Source organism: Saccharopolyspora shandongensis (assembly GCF_900106995.1).
Classification (GTDB): domain Bacteria; phylum Actinomycetota; class Actinomycetes; order Mycobacteriales; family Pseudonocardiaceae; genus Saccharopolyspora; species Saccharopolyspora shandongensis.
The window spans coordinates 173,883-188,604 of record NZ_FNOK01000002.1 but is presented as its reverse complement, the minus strand read 5'-3'; the positions used below and the strand labels follow the sequence as shown (position 1 = coordinate 188,604).

The following is a 14,722-nucleotide window of genomic DNA, read 5'->3' as shown; positions in this document are numbered from 1 at the left end:
AAGCGAAGGACGAGCATGACGGAAATCCTGCCGCCGGAACACGGCCGGATCGAGCCGGTCGACATCCAGCAGGAGATGCAGCGCTCCTACATCGACTACGCGATGAGCGTGATCGTGGCCCGCGCGCTGCCAGACGTGCGCGACGGCCTCAAGCCGGTGCACCGGCGCGTGCTGTACGCGATGTACGACTCGGGCTTCCGCCCGGACCGCGGTTACGTGAAGTGCTCCCGCGTCGTCGGCGACGTGATGGGCAACTACCACCCGCACGGCGACTCGGCGATCTACGACACCCTGGTCCGCCTGGCCCAGCCGTGGTCGATGCGCCACCCGCTGATCGACGGCCAGGGCAACTTCGGTTCGCCCGGCAACGACCCGGCCGCGGCGATGCGGTACACCGAGTCGCGGCTGGCCCCGTTGGCGATGCACATGCTCGCCGACATCGAAGAGGACACCGTCGACTTCTCCGACAACTACGACGGGCGCACCCAGGAACCCGACGTGTTGCCGTCGCGGTTCCCGAACCTGCTGGTCAACGGCGGTGGCGGGATCGCGGTCGGGATGGCCACCAACATCCCGCCGCACAACCTGCGCGAGGTCTCCGACGGCGTCGTCTGGGCGCTGGAGAACCCGGAGGCCACCGACGAGGAACTCCTCGAAGCGCTGATCGCGCGGATCAAGGGTCCGGACTTCCCGACCCGCGGCCTCATCCTCGGCACCACCGCGATCTCCGACGCCTACCGCACCGGCCGCGGCTCCATCAAGATGCGGGCCGTCGTCGACGTCGAAGAGGACAGCAAGGGACGCACCACGCTGGTCGTCAGCGAGCTGCCCTACCAGGTCAACCCGGACAACCTCATCGAGAACATCGCCTCGATGCACCGGGAGGGCAAGCTCACCGGCATCTCCGACATCGCCGACGAGTCCAACAGCCGGCGCGGCATGCGGATCGTGGTCACGCTCAAGCGCGACGCGATCCCGAAGGTCGTGCTGAACAACCTGTACAAGCACACCCAGCTGCAGACCACCTTCGGCGCCAACATGCTGTCCCTGGTCGACGGCGTGCCGCGCACCCTGCGGCTGGACCAGATCATCCGGTACTACGTCAAGCACCAGGTCGAGGTCATCGTCCGGCGCACCAAGTTCCGGCTGAAGAAGGCCGAGGAACGCGCCCACATCCTGCGCGGTCTGGTCAAGGCGCTGGACATGCTGGACGAGGTCATCGCGCTGATCCGCCGGTCGCCCACCGTCGACGACGCGCGCACCGGGCTGATCGAGCTGCTCGACGTCGACGAGATCCAGGCCAACGCGATCCTGGAGATGCAGCTGCGCCGCCTGGCCGCCCTGGAGCGGCAGAAGATCATCGACCAGTTGGCCGAGATCGAGCTGGAGATCGAGGACCTCAAGGACATCCTCGCCAAGCCGGAGCGGCAGCGGCAGATCATCCGCGACGAGCTGATGGAGATCGTCGACAAGTACGGCGAGGACCGGCGCACGAAGATCGTCCCGTTCGAGGGCGAGGTCTCCATGGAGGACCTCATCGCCGACGAGGACGTGGTCGTCACGATCACCCGCACCGGCTACGCGAAGCGGACCCGCACCGACCTGTACCGGGCGCAGAAGCGCGGCGGCAAGGGCGTGCAGGGCGCGCAGCTGAAGCAGGACGACATCGTGTCGCACTTCTTCGTGTGCTCCACGCACGACTGGATCCTGTTCTTCACCAACAAGGGCCGGGTCTACCGGGCGAAGGCCTACGAGCTGCCGGAGGCCAACCGCACCGCGCGCGGCCAGCACGTGGCGAACCTGCTGGCGTTCCAGCCGGACGAGCAGATCGCCCAGATCATGCAGATCAAGGACTACACCGCGGCGCCGTACCTGGTGCTGGCCACCCGGAACGGGCTGGTGAAGAAGTCCCGCCTGACCGACTTCGACTCCAACCGATCGGGTGGTCTGATCGGCGTCAACCTCAAGGACGACGACGAGCTGGTCGGCGCGGTGCTGTGCTCCGCCGAGGACGACCTGCTGCTGGTGTCCGCCGAGGGCCAGTCGATCCGGTTCCACGCCACCGACGAGGCACTGCGGCCGATGGGCCGGGCCACCTCGGGCGTGCTGGGCATGCGGTTCAACGAAGGCGACGAGCTGCTGGCGATGGGCGTGGTCCGGGAAGACCGGTACGTGCTGGTGGCGACCGACGGCGGCTACGCGAAGCGCACCCCGATCGATGACTACCCGGTGCAGGGCCGCGGCGGAAAGGGAGTGCTGACTCTCCAGTACGACAACAAGCGTGGCAGGCTGGTGGGGGCTCTCATCGTCGAGATCGACGACGAGCTCTATGCGATCACCTCGACCGGTGGGGTCATCCGGACCACCGCCAAGGAGGTGCGCAAGGCCGGCAGGCAGACGAAGGGGGTTCGTCTGATGAACCTGGACGACAGGTCCGCGCTGGTGGCGATCGCGCGCAACGCCGACGAGGCCGCCGACCCGGACGCTGCGGGGCCGGAGCAGCAGCAGTAAAACCGTGGGAGACCACGTCGCACAACGCCGCCGACGATCATCGAAGGATCGCTCGTGACACCTTCCGAGAAGCCGGAGCAGGCTGATCCGCAGCAGGATGCGGACGGGGCTTCGGTCAGCACCCAGACAGCCGACGACAGCACCGGGGGCGAGGGCACCGAGTCCGGCTCGGCCGCCGAACCGGACGCCGAAGGCAGCGGGGAGGCCCTGCACGGCACCGAGGCACCGCCACCGTGGCAACGCGCCTCGGCGACTGCGCCGGGCGAGGCCGGCACCCCGGTGGCGGCCGCCGCCCCGGTGCCGGACGTCGCCGACACGCAGAACATCCCGAAGCAGGTGCAGGACCAGGAGACGGTGCGCACCAAGGTGCCGCAGGCCGCGCGGACGACCGTGTCGTTCACCGGCGGCGCCACCGGTGCCGCCGGGGCCACCCGCACCTCGCCGACGGCTTCGGCGCGGCGGCCGAGCAGAGGCCCGCGGCGGGCCAGCCTGCAGGTGAAGCGGCTGGACCCGTGGTCGGTGCTGAAGCTCGCCCTGGTGCTCAGCGTCGCGCTGTTCTTCGTGTGGATGATCGCGGTCGCGGTGCTGTACGGCGTGCTCGACGGCATGGGCGTGTGGGACCAGCTCAACGGCACCTTCACCGAGCTGACCCAGCCCGACGACGCGGCCAGCGAGCCGCTGATCAGCGCCGGCCGGGTGTTCGGCGTCGCGTCCATCATCGGCGCGATCAACATCGTGCTGGTGACCGCGCTGGCGACGGTGGCCGCGTTCATCTACAACGTGGCGGCCGACTTCGCCGGTGGCGTCGAGGTCACCCTCTCCGAGCGGGAATGAGCCGCTGACGTGGCGATTCCGGTCTCCGACCGGGATCGCCACGTCCGGCGAGATCCCAACGGGGACCCCCCGTTTCGGGTGCCGGAAGGCGTCCTGTACTGTTTGAAGCACACCAAGGGCCTATAGCTCAGGCGGTTAGAGCGCTTCGCTGATAACGAAGAGGTCGAAGGTTCAAGTCCTTCTAGGCCCACTGGAAATTTTTTTCCCAGCTCCGAGAACTGCTCGGGCTGACGCCGTGCTAGGAGGCGACCGGAAGTGAAGAAGCTGCTCGCACTCGCTGCAGTTGCTGGAGTCGTGCTGTTCGTCATCCGGCGCAACCGGGCTGCCAAGGCCGAGGCCGACCTGTGGCGTGAAGCCACCGCCGAGGCCTGATCGCTTCTCCGGGCGCTTGAGCCGGCCGTCGAGCCGGCAGCCATCGCGCGTCACCGGTCAGCAGACCTGAGTGGGGCTGCGATAGCCGGGGACGTAGCTCAATTGGCAGAGCACCGCCTTTGCAAGGCGGGGGTTAGGGGTTCGATTCCCCTCGTCTCCACGCGTTAGTTCGGTGGAGTGTGCCCACGGAAAGCGTGGGCCTTGACTACCGCGTCATTATTTTGCGGGGGCCGAGCCCCCGCAGACCCCCACGGTGTGGGGGTCTTTTTTTGTTTGCTCCTCGCCTTGGGAGCGTTCCCGGCCTGCTCTCGGACCAGCCTTTTCGTGGTTTTCTCCAGCCTTCGGCTGTCGGGGTGCTTGGCCGGCTTCCTGTTGTGCCGTTTGAGCCGTTCTTCCTTGTTCGGCCTGGGTGGGCGTGGGGCAGCTTTCGTTCGTCCTGTTGCGGGCTTTTGGTCAGCCTTCGGCTGTGTTCGGGTATTGGCAGCCTTCGGCTGTCGGCCTTTTTCTGGTTGTTGGTCAGCCTTCGGCTGTGTTGTTCTGTGGTCAGCCTTCGGCTGTGTTGTTCTGTGGTCAGCCTTCGGCTGTGTCAGCTCGTGCTCGATGCTCGTGCTGGTTTTGTGCTGGTTGGCTGCTTCTGGTTCGGCTGCTGTGTCTCGTCGGCCATTGGGGGCTTCGCCTCCTCTGGCGGCTGCTCTCGACCTCTGCGTCTACCTCTGCCTCCGTCTCTGCCTCCGTCTCTGCCTCCGCGTTCGCCGCCTTTGCCACCTGCGTCTCCGCTGGGTCCGTCATCGGCCCGTGCTTTTTCTTCGCTCCGGTTTGGTTGTCCTCTTTGGACATTTGGTTTTCGTTGGTCTCGGTTTCGTTGCTGGTTTGGTCCTGGTTTCGTGGTGGTTTGGTTTTCGGGGGCGTTACCTGGGGATTCGTTGTTCTTCCTGGCTCGGGGGGGTGGGTGACGGTTTTGCTTCTATTCCGTCCAGTGGAAGACGTTGGCGTTGGTCGGGGGTTCTGAGCGGGGAGCATTCGCGCATTCCGGTTCTGTGACGGTGCAGTGGAGGTGGCATGTCGAGCCAGGTTGATGCCGGGCGGGCCCGTTGGGTTCTGCCCCTGTGCTGGACCGCCGTGTTGCTCGACGGGTTCGACCTGGTCGTGCTCGGCAGCGTGTTGCCCGTGCTGTTGGACGCCAAGGAGTGGGGGCTCACCGCCGCCAGCGCTTCCGTCGTTTCCACCGTCGGGCTCGCGGGCATGACCATCGGTGCCCTGGCCATCGGCACCATCACCGACGTCGTCGGCCGGCGGAAGGCGCTGATCTTCGCCGTCGCCAGCTTCTCCGTGTTCACCGCGCTGTGCGCGCTCGCGCCCTCGGTCTTCGTCTTCGGGTTGCTGCGGTTCCTCGCCGGGCTCGGGCTCGGCGGGTGCCTGCCGACCGCGATCGCGCTGGTCACCGAGTACGCCCGCGCGGGCAAGGGTGGCAGCGCCACCACCACGATCATGACCGGCTACCACGTCGGCGCCGTGCTCACCGCGCTCCTCGGCATCGCCGTGCTGCCGAGCCTCGGGTGGCGCGCGATGTTCGTGATCGGGGCCGCGCCCGCGCTCGTGCTCGTTCCGCTGATGCTGCGCTACCTTCCGGAATCGGCTTCGTTCCTGCGCGCCACCGCTCCGGAGCGCAAGCTCAGCGGCGGCGCCAGCGCGGTGGCCTCGCTGTTCCGCAGCGGTTTCACCCGCGCCACGCTCGCCTTCTGGGTCACCTCGTTCATGGGGTTGCTGCTGGTCTACGGGCTCAACACCTGGCTGCCGCAGATCATGAAGTCCGCCGGGTATCCGCTGGGCGCCGCGCTGGGTCTGCTGCTGACGCTGAACATCGGGGCCGTGATCGGGCTGGTCGTCGCCGGGGCGGTGGCCGACCGGGTGGGGCTGCGGCCGTCGACGATCGGCTGGTTCGCGGCCTCGGCCGTGTTCCTCGCCGCGCTGAGCATCAAGTTGCCCGGCATCGGCGTGTACGTGGCGGTGCTCATCGCGGGCTGCTTCGTGTTCAGCTCGCAGGTGCTCGTCTACGCCTACATCGGGCGCGTGTACCCGGCGGAGAACCGGGCGACCGGGCTCGGCTGGTCGGCGGGGATCGGGCGCATCGGGGCGATCTGCGGTCCGCTGCTCGGCGGCGCGATGCTCACCGCCGGCATCGCGTACCCGTGGGGCTTCTACGCCTTCGCGGTGGTCGGCGTGCTGGGTGCGATCGGCGCTGCCGCGGTCGGCCGCCCCGCCGCCGCGGAGGTGTTCGAGGCCGAACCGACTCGGCAGGCGTCGTAGCGCTCGTTCAGGCCGCGCTGCGCAGGGACGCGCGAACGCTTCGATAGCTCATGCCGTGGATTTCGAGCAGCTCCGCGGCGACTCCCTTGCCGAGCAGCAGCGCGAGCAAGAGGTGTTCGTCGCCGATGCGGCGGTCGCCGAGCTCGGTGGCCTCGCGCAGCGTGGCTTCGAGCAGGCGCTTGCCGGCGGTGCTGAACCGGATGTGCGACTTGAAGAAGCGCCGCCGTCGGCGCGGCCGGCGGGAGAGGGCGTCCGCGCCGAGGGAGCGCTCGATGCTGGCGACGACGTCGTGCACGTCGATGCCCAGTTCGCGGAGCGCTTCCGCATCGGACGTGCTCAGGCCGCCGAGCCGTCGTGCCTGCTGGTAGGCCGTCGTGACGGCATCGCGCTGCACCTCGTGCGCGGCGAGCAGGCGCCCGGCCGCGGTGGTCGGATCGTCGACGAGCGCGAGCAGCAGGTGCTCGTCGGTGATCTCCGGGGCGCTGTGCTGCTCGGCCTCGTGCACCGCGCGGACCACCGCCTGCCGGGTGGGCGGGGCGAACTTCTCGAACATGATCAGGACCTCCCGTGTTTCTTGTGCACGGCTTGCCGGGAAACGCCGAGCTCCGCGGCGATCTCCTGCCACGACCAGCCTTGGTTGCGGGCGTTGCGGACCTGGACCGATTCCAGTTGTTCGAGCAGCTTCCGCAGCGCCGCAACGGCTCGCAGGCCGATCCGCGGATCGCGGCTGCTCGCCGCGGAGGCGAGTTCCGTCGCTTCTGCCATGCTGTCAACGTATGTTGACAAACGGGAGGTGTCAACCCCGGTTGACGTCAGCGCTCGGCGGCGTCCCGGATCGCGTCGACGGTCTGCTGCATGGCCTGCTGCAGGCGCGACCGGCGGAACTCGAAGAAGGTGGCGGCCCGGTCGGCGGGCAGGCTCTCCTTGATCGACACCAGCCGGCTGGGCGGCTGCTTCATCTGGAAGCGCTGGGTCAGGGTGCAGCCGTCGCCGTCGGGTTCGATCTCGAAGGACCACACCGAGTTGTCGGGCGTCGGCTGGTAGCTCCGCACCGCCCAGGCGAACCGGCGGCCGGGCTCGGCCGCGGTCACCTCGCACTCGGTCGTCCAGACGTCGTCGCGGTGGCGGTTGTGCCCCTTGAAGGTGGCGCCGGCGGTGCCCGGTTCGCCGGACGCCCACTCGCCACCGATGCACTCCGGGCTCCACTCGCCCATCCGCGTGATGTCGCTGGCAACTCGGTAGACCTCGTCCGGCGTGGCGGACACGTGCGTCGAGGCGTGCAGGTCGTAACTGGTCGGTTCGCTCATGTCAGCATCGTGACCACCGAACCAGCCGGTCGGAACGTGACGTGCAACACGCTGAAAAAGCCGGGAGGCCGGGCCCGACGGCCCGGCCTCCCGCGCGTGCGAGGTCAGCGGGATCGCTCCGGCGCGATGTGCGACTGACCGTCGGTCTGGGCGGGCACGTCGGGGCGCTCCGCGCGGTGGCGGGCCGGGGTTTCCCGCCTGGGGAAGTCGTCGTTGGCCTCCGCGATCGGCATTTCCTCCGGGCGGCGGGAGAACGCCACCGCCACCGCTGCGCCGAGGCCGGCCAGCACCAGCAGCACCCACGGCCACTTGCGCCGCCGCTTCGGCTTGCCCGGGTCGATCATCGCGGCCAGCTCCTTGCGGGCCGCGGTGGTGTTCTTGGCGAGCTGCTTGCGGGACTTCTCGGTCTTCTTCTCCCACTCCTTGCGCGCCTTGCGGCCGCGCTTGGCGAGCTCCTTGCGGGACATCCCGGTGGTCGCCTGGGCGATGCGCTCCTGCAGCTCGTCGGCGGAGTAGCCGTGGTTGGCGAGTTCCTGCTCGGCGCGGGCGGCGGCCTGTTTGGACAGCGCCACCCCTACCTCGCCGGCGCGTTTCGCGCCGTGGCGGGCGGACTTCAAGCCCGTCCCGACCGCCTTGCCCACGCTTTCGCCAGCTCGGGCCATCGCCTTCACCTCGTCCATCGTGTGCCTCCTCGGCCCGGCGTTCGCCGGTCGACTAACTCGGCCCACGCCCGCGGCGTGGGCACCGCCCGGCAGGCGGCGATCAGCCCAATATGCACCCAGACACGGGGTTCGGCCTCTTCGATGGCAGGATGGTCTGGTGGCTGAAGACAACGGATCGCTCGTTGGGACGACGGTGACCGCGACCCTGCACACCTCGCAGGGCGACATCCGGATCAACCTGTTCCCCGACAAGGCGCCCAAGACAGTGGCCAATTTCGTGGGCCTCGCCGAAGGAACCAAGGAGTACACCGAACCCAACGCCAAGGGTGAGCGCTCCGGGCCGTTCTACGACGGGGTGATTTTCCACCGCGTCATCTCCGGCTTCATGATTCAGACCGGAGACCCGACCGGCACCGGCCGTGGTGGCCCGGGCTACCAGTTCGGCGACGAGTTCCACCCCGAGCTGCAGTTCACCAAGCCCTACCTGCTGGCGATGGCGAACGCCGGGCCGAACACCAACGGCTCGCAGTTCTTCGTCACCGTCGGCGCCACGGACTGGCTGAACTACAAGCACTCCATCTTCGGCGAGGTCGCCGACCAGGAGTCGCGCAACGTCGTCGACGCGATCGCCAACACCGCGACCGGTCGGCAGGACCGCCCGGTCAACGACGTCGTCATCGAGAAGGTCTCGATCGACCGCGGCTGAATCCCGGCCTACTAGGCTTGCTTTTGGAAGCGGCGCTAGCCGCTTGCGGCGTGGGGCTCGGCCCGTGCCGTCGCGGGTCCTCGGGCGTCGTACACCCGGTCGGGGCTGTCCCCGGCGAGACGATGCCCGAGGTTCCGCTGCCCGCGCCACCACCAGGGCCATTCGAAGCGGTCTCGACCGGAGAGCAGGTCTGACGTGACTGTTCCGCCCGGATCTCTGCCCGGATCGGACGGGGCTCCGCCGCAGCTGCCGACCTGCGTCCGGCACCCCGACCGCCCCACCGGGCTGCGTTGCACCCGGTGCGAGCGGCCGTCGTGCCCGGAATGCCTGCGCGATGCCGCCGTCGGCCAGCAATGTGTCGACTGTGTTGCGCAGGGACAGCGCGGCATGCGGCAGCCGGTGACGGTGGCCGGTGCCCGGCTGCCCGCGAAGCCGATCCTGGTGCCGGTGCTGATCGCGATCAACGTGGCGGTCTTCGCGCTCACCGCGGTGCAGGCCGGCAGCATCCCCGGGAACTCCGCCTCCGCGCTGTTCACCGACTTCGCGCTGTGGCCGATCCTGGTCGCGGGCGGTCAGTGGTGGCGCCTGATCACCGCCGGGTTCCTGCACATCGGGCTGATCCACCTGGCGATGAACATGATCGCGCTGTGGGTGATCGGCCGGGACCTGGAGCTCCTGCTGGGGCGGGTGCGGTTCGGCGCCGCCTACCTGTTGTCGCTGCTCGGCGGCAGTACCGCGGTGTTCCTGCTCGGCGATGAGCTGCAGCCGGTGGCCGGCGCGTCCGGCGCGGTGTACGGCCTGATGGGCGGCATCGCGATCGCCGCGCTGCGGCTGAAGGTCAGCCTGCGGCCGGTGCTGGTGGTGATCGCGCTCAACATCGCGGCCAGCGTGGTGATCCCGGGCATCTCCCTGCTGGGCCACATCGGCGGGCTCGTCGTCGGCGTGATCGCGACCGCCGCGCTCGTCTACGCCCCGCGCGAGCGGCAGGTGCTGATCCAGGCGGGTGCGCTGGCGGCGCTGCTGGTGGTGCTGGTCGCGATGGTGGTGACGCGCGACCTGCAGTTCGGCAACTTGGTGTGCTTCGGCTCCGGCGAGGAAACCCGCTGCGGCCGGCTGGGCGGCTGACGGGTCAGCGCCGCAGGCCACGGAGCTCGTCCGCGACATCCTGCGGGTCGGTACCCAGGTCGAGCCTGGTCAGCACGATCAGCTGCGGGTCCGCGTCGAGTTCCAGGGTCCGCACCGTGCGGCCGAGGCGGCGGTCCTGCCGGACCCGGATCGTCACCGCGGGCCAGGCCCAGTGCTGCCGGCCCAGCAACGTCCGCACCGTGATGCCCTCGACGTCCGCGTGCAGTCGCGGTCGGCAGATGCTGCCGTGCGCGGAGACCGCGGCCAGCGCCAGCACGAGCACGCCGATGAACAGCCGGTCCACCGCCTCCTCGGCGAGGAGCCACCACAGCGCCGCGGCCGCGGCGAGCACCCAGCCGCAGGCGATCAGCCCGATCGGCGTCGACCACTGCCGAGACCCGCTCGCATCCACCGTTATCCACCCGCTACCGATGAGTTATCCACAGGAGTTATCCCCACTGGGGATGAGTTACACCTGTGTTGTTCGCTGACCGAACGTCAAGAGGTCGATGAGATGAGTGAGGTCCGAAGGAATTAGCTCCTTCGGACCTCGACCACATTCCGCTCACGTGCTAGGGGTCAGCGCCAGCGCATCGTCATCAGCAGGCCGATGATCATGAACGCGAAACCGACGGCGAAGTTCCACCCGCCCAGGTCGACCATGAACGGGATCTTGTCGCCGGCGATGTAGTTGATCACCAGCCAGAGCAGGCCGATCACCATCATCCCCAACATCACGATGACGTAGATCGGGTGCGACGGGCCGACCGCCTTCGCCTTCACCGGCGTGCGGCGATCGGTCACCGGGGTGGGGGAGTCCTTCTTGCGGACCTTGGACTTCGGCATGGTGTCCTCGCCAGGTGGTGCGGCATCGTGCGCCGCGTGCTCGGGCGGTCACCGCACCCCGGGCTGCGGCGCCCGAGGGCGCGCGCAACTTGTCGCGATGCGGCTCGTTTTCCAGCTACCACGTTAACGTAATCACAGCGTTGATCTACCCCGTGGTCCAAGCCGTGACCGGAGAGGAACACCGTGGCTTCTTCGGAGCTGATGGTGGCACCACCGCCGGAGAGCCGGCCGGCTCGGCTGCGCACGGCGCTGCACGTCCTGGGCGAACTGCTGATCACCGCGGGGCTGGTGCTGCTGCTGTTCGTGTTCTACGCCGTGTACGTCACGGACTGGTTCACCGCGCAGAAGCAGGCCGAGGCCACCGATCGGCTGCAGGTCCAGTGGCAGCACCCGCCGCCGGTGGCGGAGCCGCCCGCGCCGGTCGCCGGCGCCGGGTTCGCGCAGCTGCACATCCCGGTGTTCGGCCCGGACTTCCGCTTCGCCGTGCTGGAGGGCACCGACGCGAAGACGCTGGCCGCCGGACCGGGGCACTACGCCGGCACGGCGTGGCCCGGCGAGCAGGGCAACTTCGCCGTCGCCGGGCACCGGATCGGCAAGGGCGCGCCGTTCAACGACCTCGACCAGCTGCGTTCCTGCGACGCGCTGGTCGTCGAGACCGCGACGCACTGGTACGTCTACCGCGTGCTCCCGATGGCCGACGAGGTCGCGGGCTGGAACGGGCGCGGGGCGGACCCGAGGTGCGCGGGCGTGGCGCCCATCGGAGGGCCGTACGAGCAGGTGGTCGGCCGGAGCATCGTCCGCCCGGAGCAGGGCGAGGTGATCTTCCCGGTGCCCGGGCAGCCGCCGGAGCTGCTGCCGCGCGACCAGCGGACGCGGCTGATCACCCTCACCACCTGCCACCCGGAGTTCTCCGCCAAGCAGCGGCTGATCGTGCACGGCGTGCTGGTCAAGCAGTACCCCAAGGACCCCGCGCATCCCGGGCTGCGACCGGCCGAGCTGGAGGAACGCTGATGTACGGGTGGATCTGGCGCCGCCTGCCGGGCGGCACCGCCGTGGGTTCACGGCGCCCACCCCTCCGGGGTTCTCCCAGCGAGGACAGCCCCGATGTGGTGAATTGGTCATTCATGATGTCGGGGATCCCACGGCGAGAAGGCGACAACAACTCCCGCAAGGGGCCGCTACCTGCACCGCGATGCAAGGTGAGTCTGGAAACGGTTTTTACCCTCCGCGTAGTCTGGCGGGGTGCGCGTACTCGTCGTCGACAACTACGACAGCTTCGTCTACAACCTCGTGCAGTACCTAGCGCAGTTGGGCGCGGACTGCGTCGTGCGCCGCAACGACGTCGTCACCGACGACGACGTTGCCGCCGCCGACGGCGTCCTGATCAGCCCGGGTCCGGGGACTCCGGATCGCGCCGGGCGCACGATGGAGCTGATCGAGCGCTGTGCCGCCGAGCGAAAGCCGGTGTTCGGCGTGTGCCTCGGGCACCAGGCCGTCGGCGCCGTGTGGGGCGGGGTCGTCGAGCGGGCGCCGGAGCTGCTGCACGGCAAGGTCAGCGAGATCCACCACTCCGGGACCGGCGTGTTCGCCGGGCTGGCGGAGCCGTTCATCGCGACCCGGTACCACTCGCTGATCGTCCGCGCGGACACCATCCCGGACGACTTCGAGATCACCGCGAAGACCGCGACCGGCATCGTGATGGGCATGCGGCACCGGGAGCTTCCGGTGGAGAGCGTCCAGTTCCACCCCGAGTCGGTGCTCACCGACGGCGGCCACCGGATGCTGGCGAACTGGATGGCCTCGGCCGGTCACCCGGTGGACGAGCACCTGGTCGGCGAGCTCGAACGCGGCATGCGCCAGGTCGCAGCCGCCGCCCGACGCTGACCCCAGTCACCCTGAGCGGGCGCGCTTGCGGTAGCCATCCAGGACGTCCTGCCCGAGCAGCGCGCCGAAGCCCGGGCGCAGCCCCAGCTGGGCTTCGTCGAGCCCCAGCTCGGCCGTAGTGCTCCTCAGGTCGGGATTTCCGCCGGGAATGCGGAAGGGCACCTGCGCCCGGTCGGCGGCAGGTGCCCTTCGCGTCGAAGCGGTCAGCCGAACGGTGGGAAGAGCCCGCCGTCGGCCGGCGTGCTGGTGGTCGGGCTCGTGGTGTAGTCGCCCACGTAGAGCGTCACCGCCTGGTCCTTGCCCAACTTCTGCCCGGCGGACGGCGACGAGCCGATCACCTTGCCGTCCATGTTCTTGTCCGTGGTCGACTGGTCGGACTCGACGATGCTGCCGTTCCAGCCGCGGCTCCGCAGGGCCTGCTCTGCCTGGCTCGGCGTCATGCCGACCAGCGACGGCATGCTGATCTGCCCGCCGTTGGACACCACCAGGACGACCTCGCTGTTCGGCTTCGCCTTGCTGCCTCCCGACGGGGACTGCTCCAGCACCGTGCCCGCGGGCTGGTCGGAGTCGCGGTCCTGCTTGCTGACCTTGAACCCGGAGCCGACCAGGTAGGCCTTCGCCTCGTCGAAGGGCAGGCCGACGACGTTGCGGACGTCGTTCATCCGGGGCTCCTGGCCGAGCACGACGGAGATCGTGGTGCCCTCGGCGACGGTCTCCCCCCGCTTGCTCCAGTCCATGATCTTGCCGACCTGCTTGGAGTCGTCGGTCTCGCGGTACTCCGGCGTGTACCCCAGCCTGAGCCCGACCGCCTCCAGCTTCTTCTGGGCGTCGTCGATGGCCAGACCGGTCAGGTCCGGCACCTGCACGCTCCCCGGCCCGGTCCCGGTGCAGAGCTTGATCGACTGGGCGTCCTTGAGGATCAGCGCGCCCGGCGCCGGGTTCTGCTGGACAACCTTGTCCTTGTCGTCGACGCTGGACGGGGCCAGGCACCACTCGACGCGCCACTGCTCGGATTCGGCCTTGACCCGCGCCGCCGCCTGGGTCATGGAGGCGAAGTTCGGCACCGCCTCCTTCTTCGGCTCCGAGGTGAAGGCCCACGTCGCCAGCCAGGCGGCGAGCGCGAACACGAGCACGCAGGCCGCCGTGACCAGCGCGATCATCCGGTGCTTGCGGCGCTTGCGGTCGCCTTCGGTGTCGACCTCCTCCGGCTCCCGCTCCACCGACCGATGGCGGCCCGGCGTCAGCAGCTCGGTCGCCGAGCTCTGCGTGAGCATCGCCGTCCGCTCGTCCTCGGACATGATCATCGGCGCCTTCGGGCGCTGCCCGGAGAGCACCCGCACCAGGTCGGCCCGCATCTCCGCGGCCGACTGGTAGCGGTTCGCCGGGTTCTTGCTCAGCGCCTTGAGCACCACGGCGTCCAGCGAGGCCGGCGTCGTCGGGTTGACGTCGGAGGGCTTGCGCGGTTCCTCCCGGACGTGCTGGTAGGCCACCGCGACCGGCGAGTCACCGGTGAACGGCGGCTCCCCGGTGAGCAGCTCGAACAGCACGCAGCCGGAGGCGTAGACGTCGCTTCGCGCGTCCACCGCCTCGCCGCGGGCCTGCTCTGGCGACAGGTACTGCGCGGTTCCGATCACCGCGGCGGTCTGCGTCACCGCGGCCTGCCCGTCGGCCAGCGCGCGGGCGATGCCGAAGTCCATCACCTTCACGGCGCCGCCGCGGGTGATCATGATGTTGGCGGGCTTGACGTCCCGGTGCACGATGCCGTGCCGGTGGCTGAAGTCCAGCGCGGCCGACGCGTCCGCCATGACCTCCATGGCCCGGCGCGGCGACAGCGGACCCTCGGTCTTGACGATGTCGCGCAGCGTCCGGCCGTCGACGTACTCCATCACGATGTACGGCAGCGGCCCGCTCTCGGCCTCGGTCTCGCCGGTGTCGTAGACGGCCACGATCGCGGGGTGGTTCAGCGCGGCGGCGTTCTGCGCCTCGCGGCGGAACCGCAGCTGGAACGTCGGGTCGCGGGCGAGGTCGGCGCGGAGGATCTTCACCGCCACGTCGCGGCTCAGCCGGGTGTCGCGGCCGCGGTGCACCTCGGACATACCGCCGTAGCCGAGAGTCTCACCGAGCTCGTAGCGGTTGGACAGAAGTCGAGGTGAACTCATCGAAGCGTC

At 69.2% G+C, this 14,722-nt stretch carries 15 protein-coding genes, 2 tRNA genes and 1 pseudogene; 10 read left to right on the top strand and 8 right to left on the bottom strand.

Annotated features, from left to right (window positions below; genetic code table 11):
* Positions 1–15: 15 nt before the first annotated feature.
* The 6 genes and pseudogenes from gyrA to BLW84_RS02615 all read left to right on the top strand — a co-directional run bounded on the left by gyrA (position 16) and on the right by BLW84_RS02615 (position 6,024).
* Positions 16–2,511 (top strand): DNA gyrase subunit A, encoded by a 2,496-nt coding sequence (gene gyrA / locus BLW84_RS02635; RefSeq protein WP_093260824.1) that lies wholly within the window; start codon positions 16–18, stop codon positions 2,509–2,511.
* 54 nt (positions 2,512–2,565) lie between these two features.
* Positions 2,566–3,345, top strand: coding sequence for a DUF3566 domain-containing protein (locus BLW84_RS02630; protein WP_093260822.1), 780 nt, complete (start codon positions 2,566–2,568; stop codon positions 3,343–3,345).
* A 116-nt stretch (positions 3,346–3,461) separates the two neighbouring features.
* A tRNA-Ile gene (locus tag BLW84_RS02625) sits at positions 3,462–3,535 on the top strand.
* Between the two features lie 65 nt (positions 3,536–3,600).
* Positions 3,601–3,708, top strand: a pseudogene (locus tag BLW84_RS48305) (DLW-39 family protein); the annotation flags it as partial.
* A gap of 96 nt (positions 3,709–3,804) precedes the next feature.
* Positions 3,805–3,877 (top strand) — tRNA-Ala (locus BLW84_RS02620).
* A gap of 899 nt (positions 3,878–4,776) precedes the next feature.
* Positions 4,777–6,024 carry an MFS transporter gene (locus BLW84_RS02615; RefSeq protein ID WP_093260820.1) on the top strand — a complete coding sequence of 416 codons (1,248 nt, stop codon included), beginning with the start codon at positions 4,777–4,779 and terminating at the stop codon, positions 6,022–6,024.
* A gap of 7 nt (positions 6,025–6,031) precedes the next feature.
* Here the strand turns inward: BLW84_RS02615 and BLW84_RS02610 are convergent, their stop codons facing one another.
* The 4 genes from BLW84_RS02610 to BLW84_RS02595 form a co-directional block, all read right to left on the bottom strand.
* Positions 6,032–6,577 (bottom strand): Clp protease N-terminal domain-containing protein, encoded by a 546-nt coding sequence (locus BLW84_RS02610; RefSeq protein WP_143060843.1) that lies wholly within the window; start codon positions 6,575–6,577, stop codon positions 6,032–6,034.
* 2 nt (positions 6,578–6,579) lie between these two features.
* Positions 6,580–6,789 (bottom strand): HTH domain-containing protein, encoded by a 210-nt coding sequence (locus BLW84_RS02605; RefSeq protein ID WP_093260818.1) that lies wholly within the window; start codon positions 6,787–6,789, stop codon positions 6,580–6,582.
* 47 nt (positions 6,790–6,836) lie between these two features.
* On the bottom strand, positions 6,837–7,331 hold the full coding sequence (locus BLW84_RS02600) for an SRPBCC family protein (protein WP_093260816.1): 495 nt from the start codon (positions 7,329–7,331) through the stop codon (positions 6,837–6,839).
* A 104-nt stretch (positions 7,332–7,435) separates the two neighbouring features.
* The gene (locus BLW84_RS02595; RefSeq protein WP_093260814.1) at positions 7,436–8,011 is read right to left on the bottom strand and encodes a hypothetical protein; all 576 of its coding nucleotides are present in this window, start codon (positions 8,009–8,011) and stop codon (positions 7,436–7,438) included.
* Positions 8,012–8,150: 139 nt separating this feature from the next.
* On the opposite strand from BLW84_RS02595, the gene BLW84_RS02590 reads away from it, so the two are divergent.
* Together BLW84_RS02590 and BLW84_RS02585 are read left to right on the top strand one after the other, a co-directional pair.
* Positions 8,151–8,699 carry a peptidylprolyl isomerase gene (locus tag BLW84_RS02590; RefSeq protein ID WP_177226235.1) on the top strand — a complete coding sequence of 183 codons (549 nt, stop codon included), beginning with the start codon at positions 8,151–8,153 and terminating at the stop codon, positions 8,697–8,699.
* 387 nt (positions 8,700–9,086) lie between these two features.
* Positions 9,087–9,824 carry a rhomboid family intramembrane serine protease gene (locus BLW84_RS02585; RefSeq protein ID WP_093260812.1) on the top strand — a complete coding sequence of 246 codons (738 nt, stop codon included), beginning with the start codon at positions 9,087–9,089 and terminating at the stop codon, positions 9,822–9,824.
* A gap of 4 nt (positions 9,825–9,828) precedes the next feature.
* Here BLW84_RS02585 and BLW84_RS02580 read toward each other — a convergent pair whose 3' ends face one another.
* Together BLW84_RS02580 and crgA are read right to left on the bottom strand one after the other, a co-directional pair.
* Positions 9,829–10,236 (bottom strand): PH domain-containing protein, encoded by a 408-nt coding sequence (locus tag BLW84_RS02580; protein ID WP_093260810.1) that lies wholly within the window; start codon positions 10,234–10,236, stop codon positions 9,829–9,831.
* Positions 10,237–10,403: 167 nt separating this feature from the next.
* Positions 10,404–10,670 (bottom strand): cell division protein CrgA, encoded by a 267-nt coding sequence (crgA, locus tag BLW84_RS02575; RefSeq protein WP_093260808.1) that lies wholly within the window; start codon positions 10,668–10,670, stop codon positions 10,404–10,406.
* A 183-nt stretch (positions 10,671–10,853) separates the two neighbouring features.
* Here crgA and BLW84_RS02570 point away from each other — a divergent pair, with 183 nt between their 5' ends.
* Both BLW84_RS02570 and BLW84_RS02565 read left to right on the top strand, forming a co-directional pair.
* Positions 10,854–11,681 carry a class E sortase gene (locus tag BLW84_RS02570; RefSeq protein ID WP_093260806.1) on the top strand — a complete coding sequence of 276 codons (828 nt, stop codon included), beginning with the start codon at positions 10,854–10,856 and terminating at the stop codon, positions 11,679–11,681.
* Between the two features lie 231 nt (positions 11,682–11,912).
* Positions 11,913–12,554 (top strand): aminodeoxychorismate/anthranilate synthase component II, encoded by a 642-nt coding sequence (locus BLW84_RS02565; protein WP_093260805.1) that lies wholly within the window; start codon positions 11,913–11,915, stop codon positions 12,552–12,554.
* A gap of 6 nt (positions 12,555–12,560) precedes the next feature.
* On the opposite strand, the gene BLW84_RS47190 is transcribed toward BLW84_RS02565, so the two are convergent.
* Together BLW84_RS47190 and pknB are read right to left on the bottom strand one after the other, a co-directional pair.
* Positions 12,561–12,716: a hypothetical protein gene (locus BLW84_RS47190; protein WP_177226234.1), complete on the bottom strand. Its 156-nt coding sequence runs from the start codon at positions 12,714–12,716 to the stop codon at positions 12,561–12,563.
* A gap of 41 nt (positions 12,717–12,757) precedes the next feature.
* On the bottom strand, positions 12,758–14,713 hold the full coding sequence (pknB, locus tag BLW84_RS02560; RefSeq protein WP_093260803.1) for a Stk1 family PASTA domain-containing Ser/Thr kinase: 1,956 nt from the start codon (positions 14,711–14,713) through the stop codon (positions 12,758–12,760).
* Between the last annotated feature and the right edge of the window lie 9 nt (positions 14,714–14,722).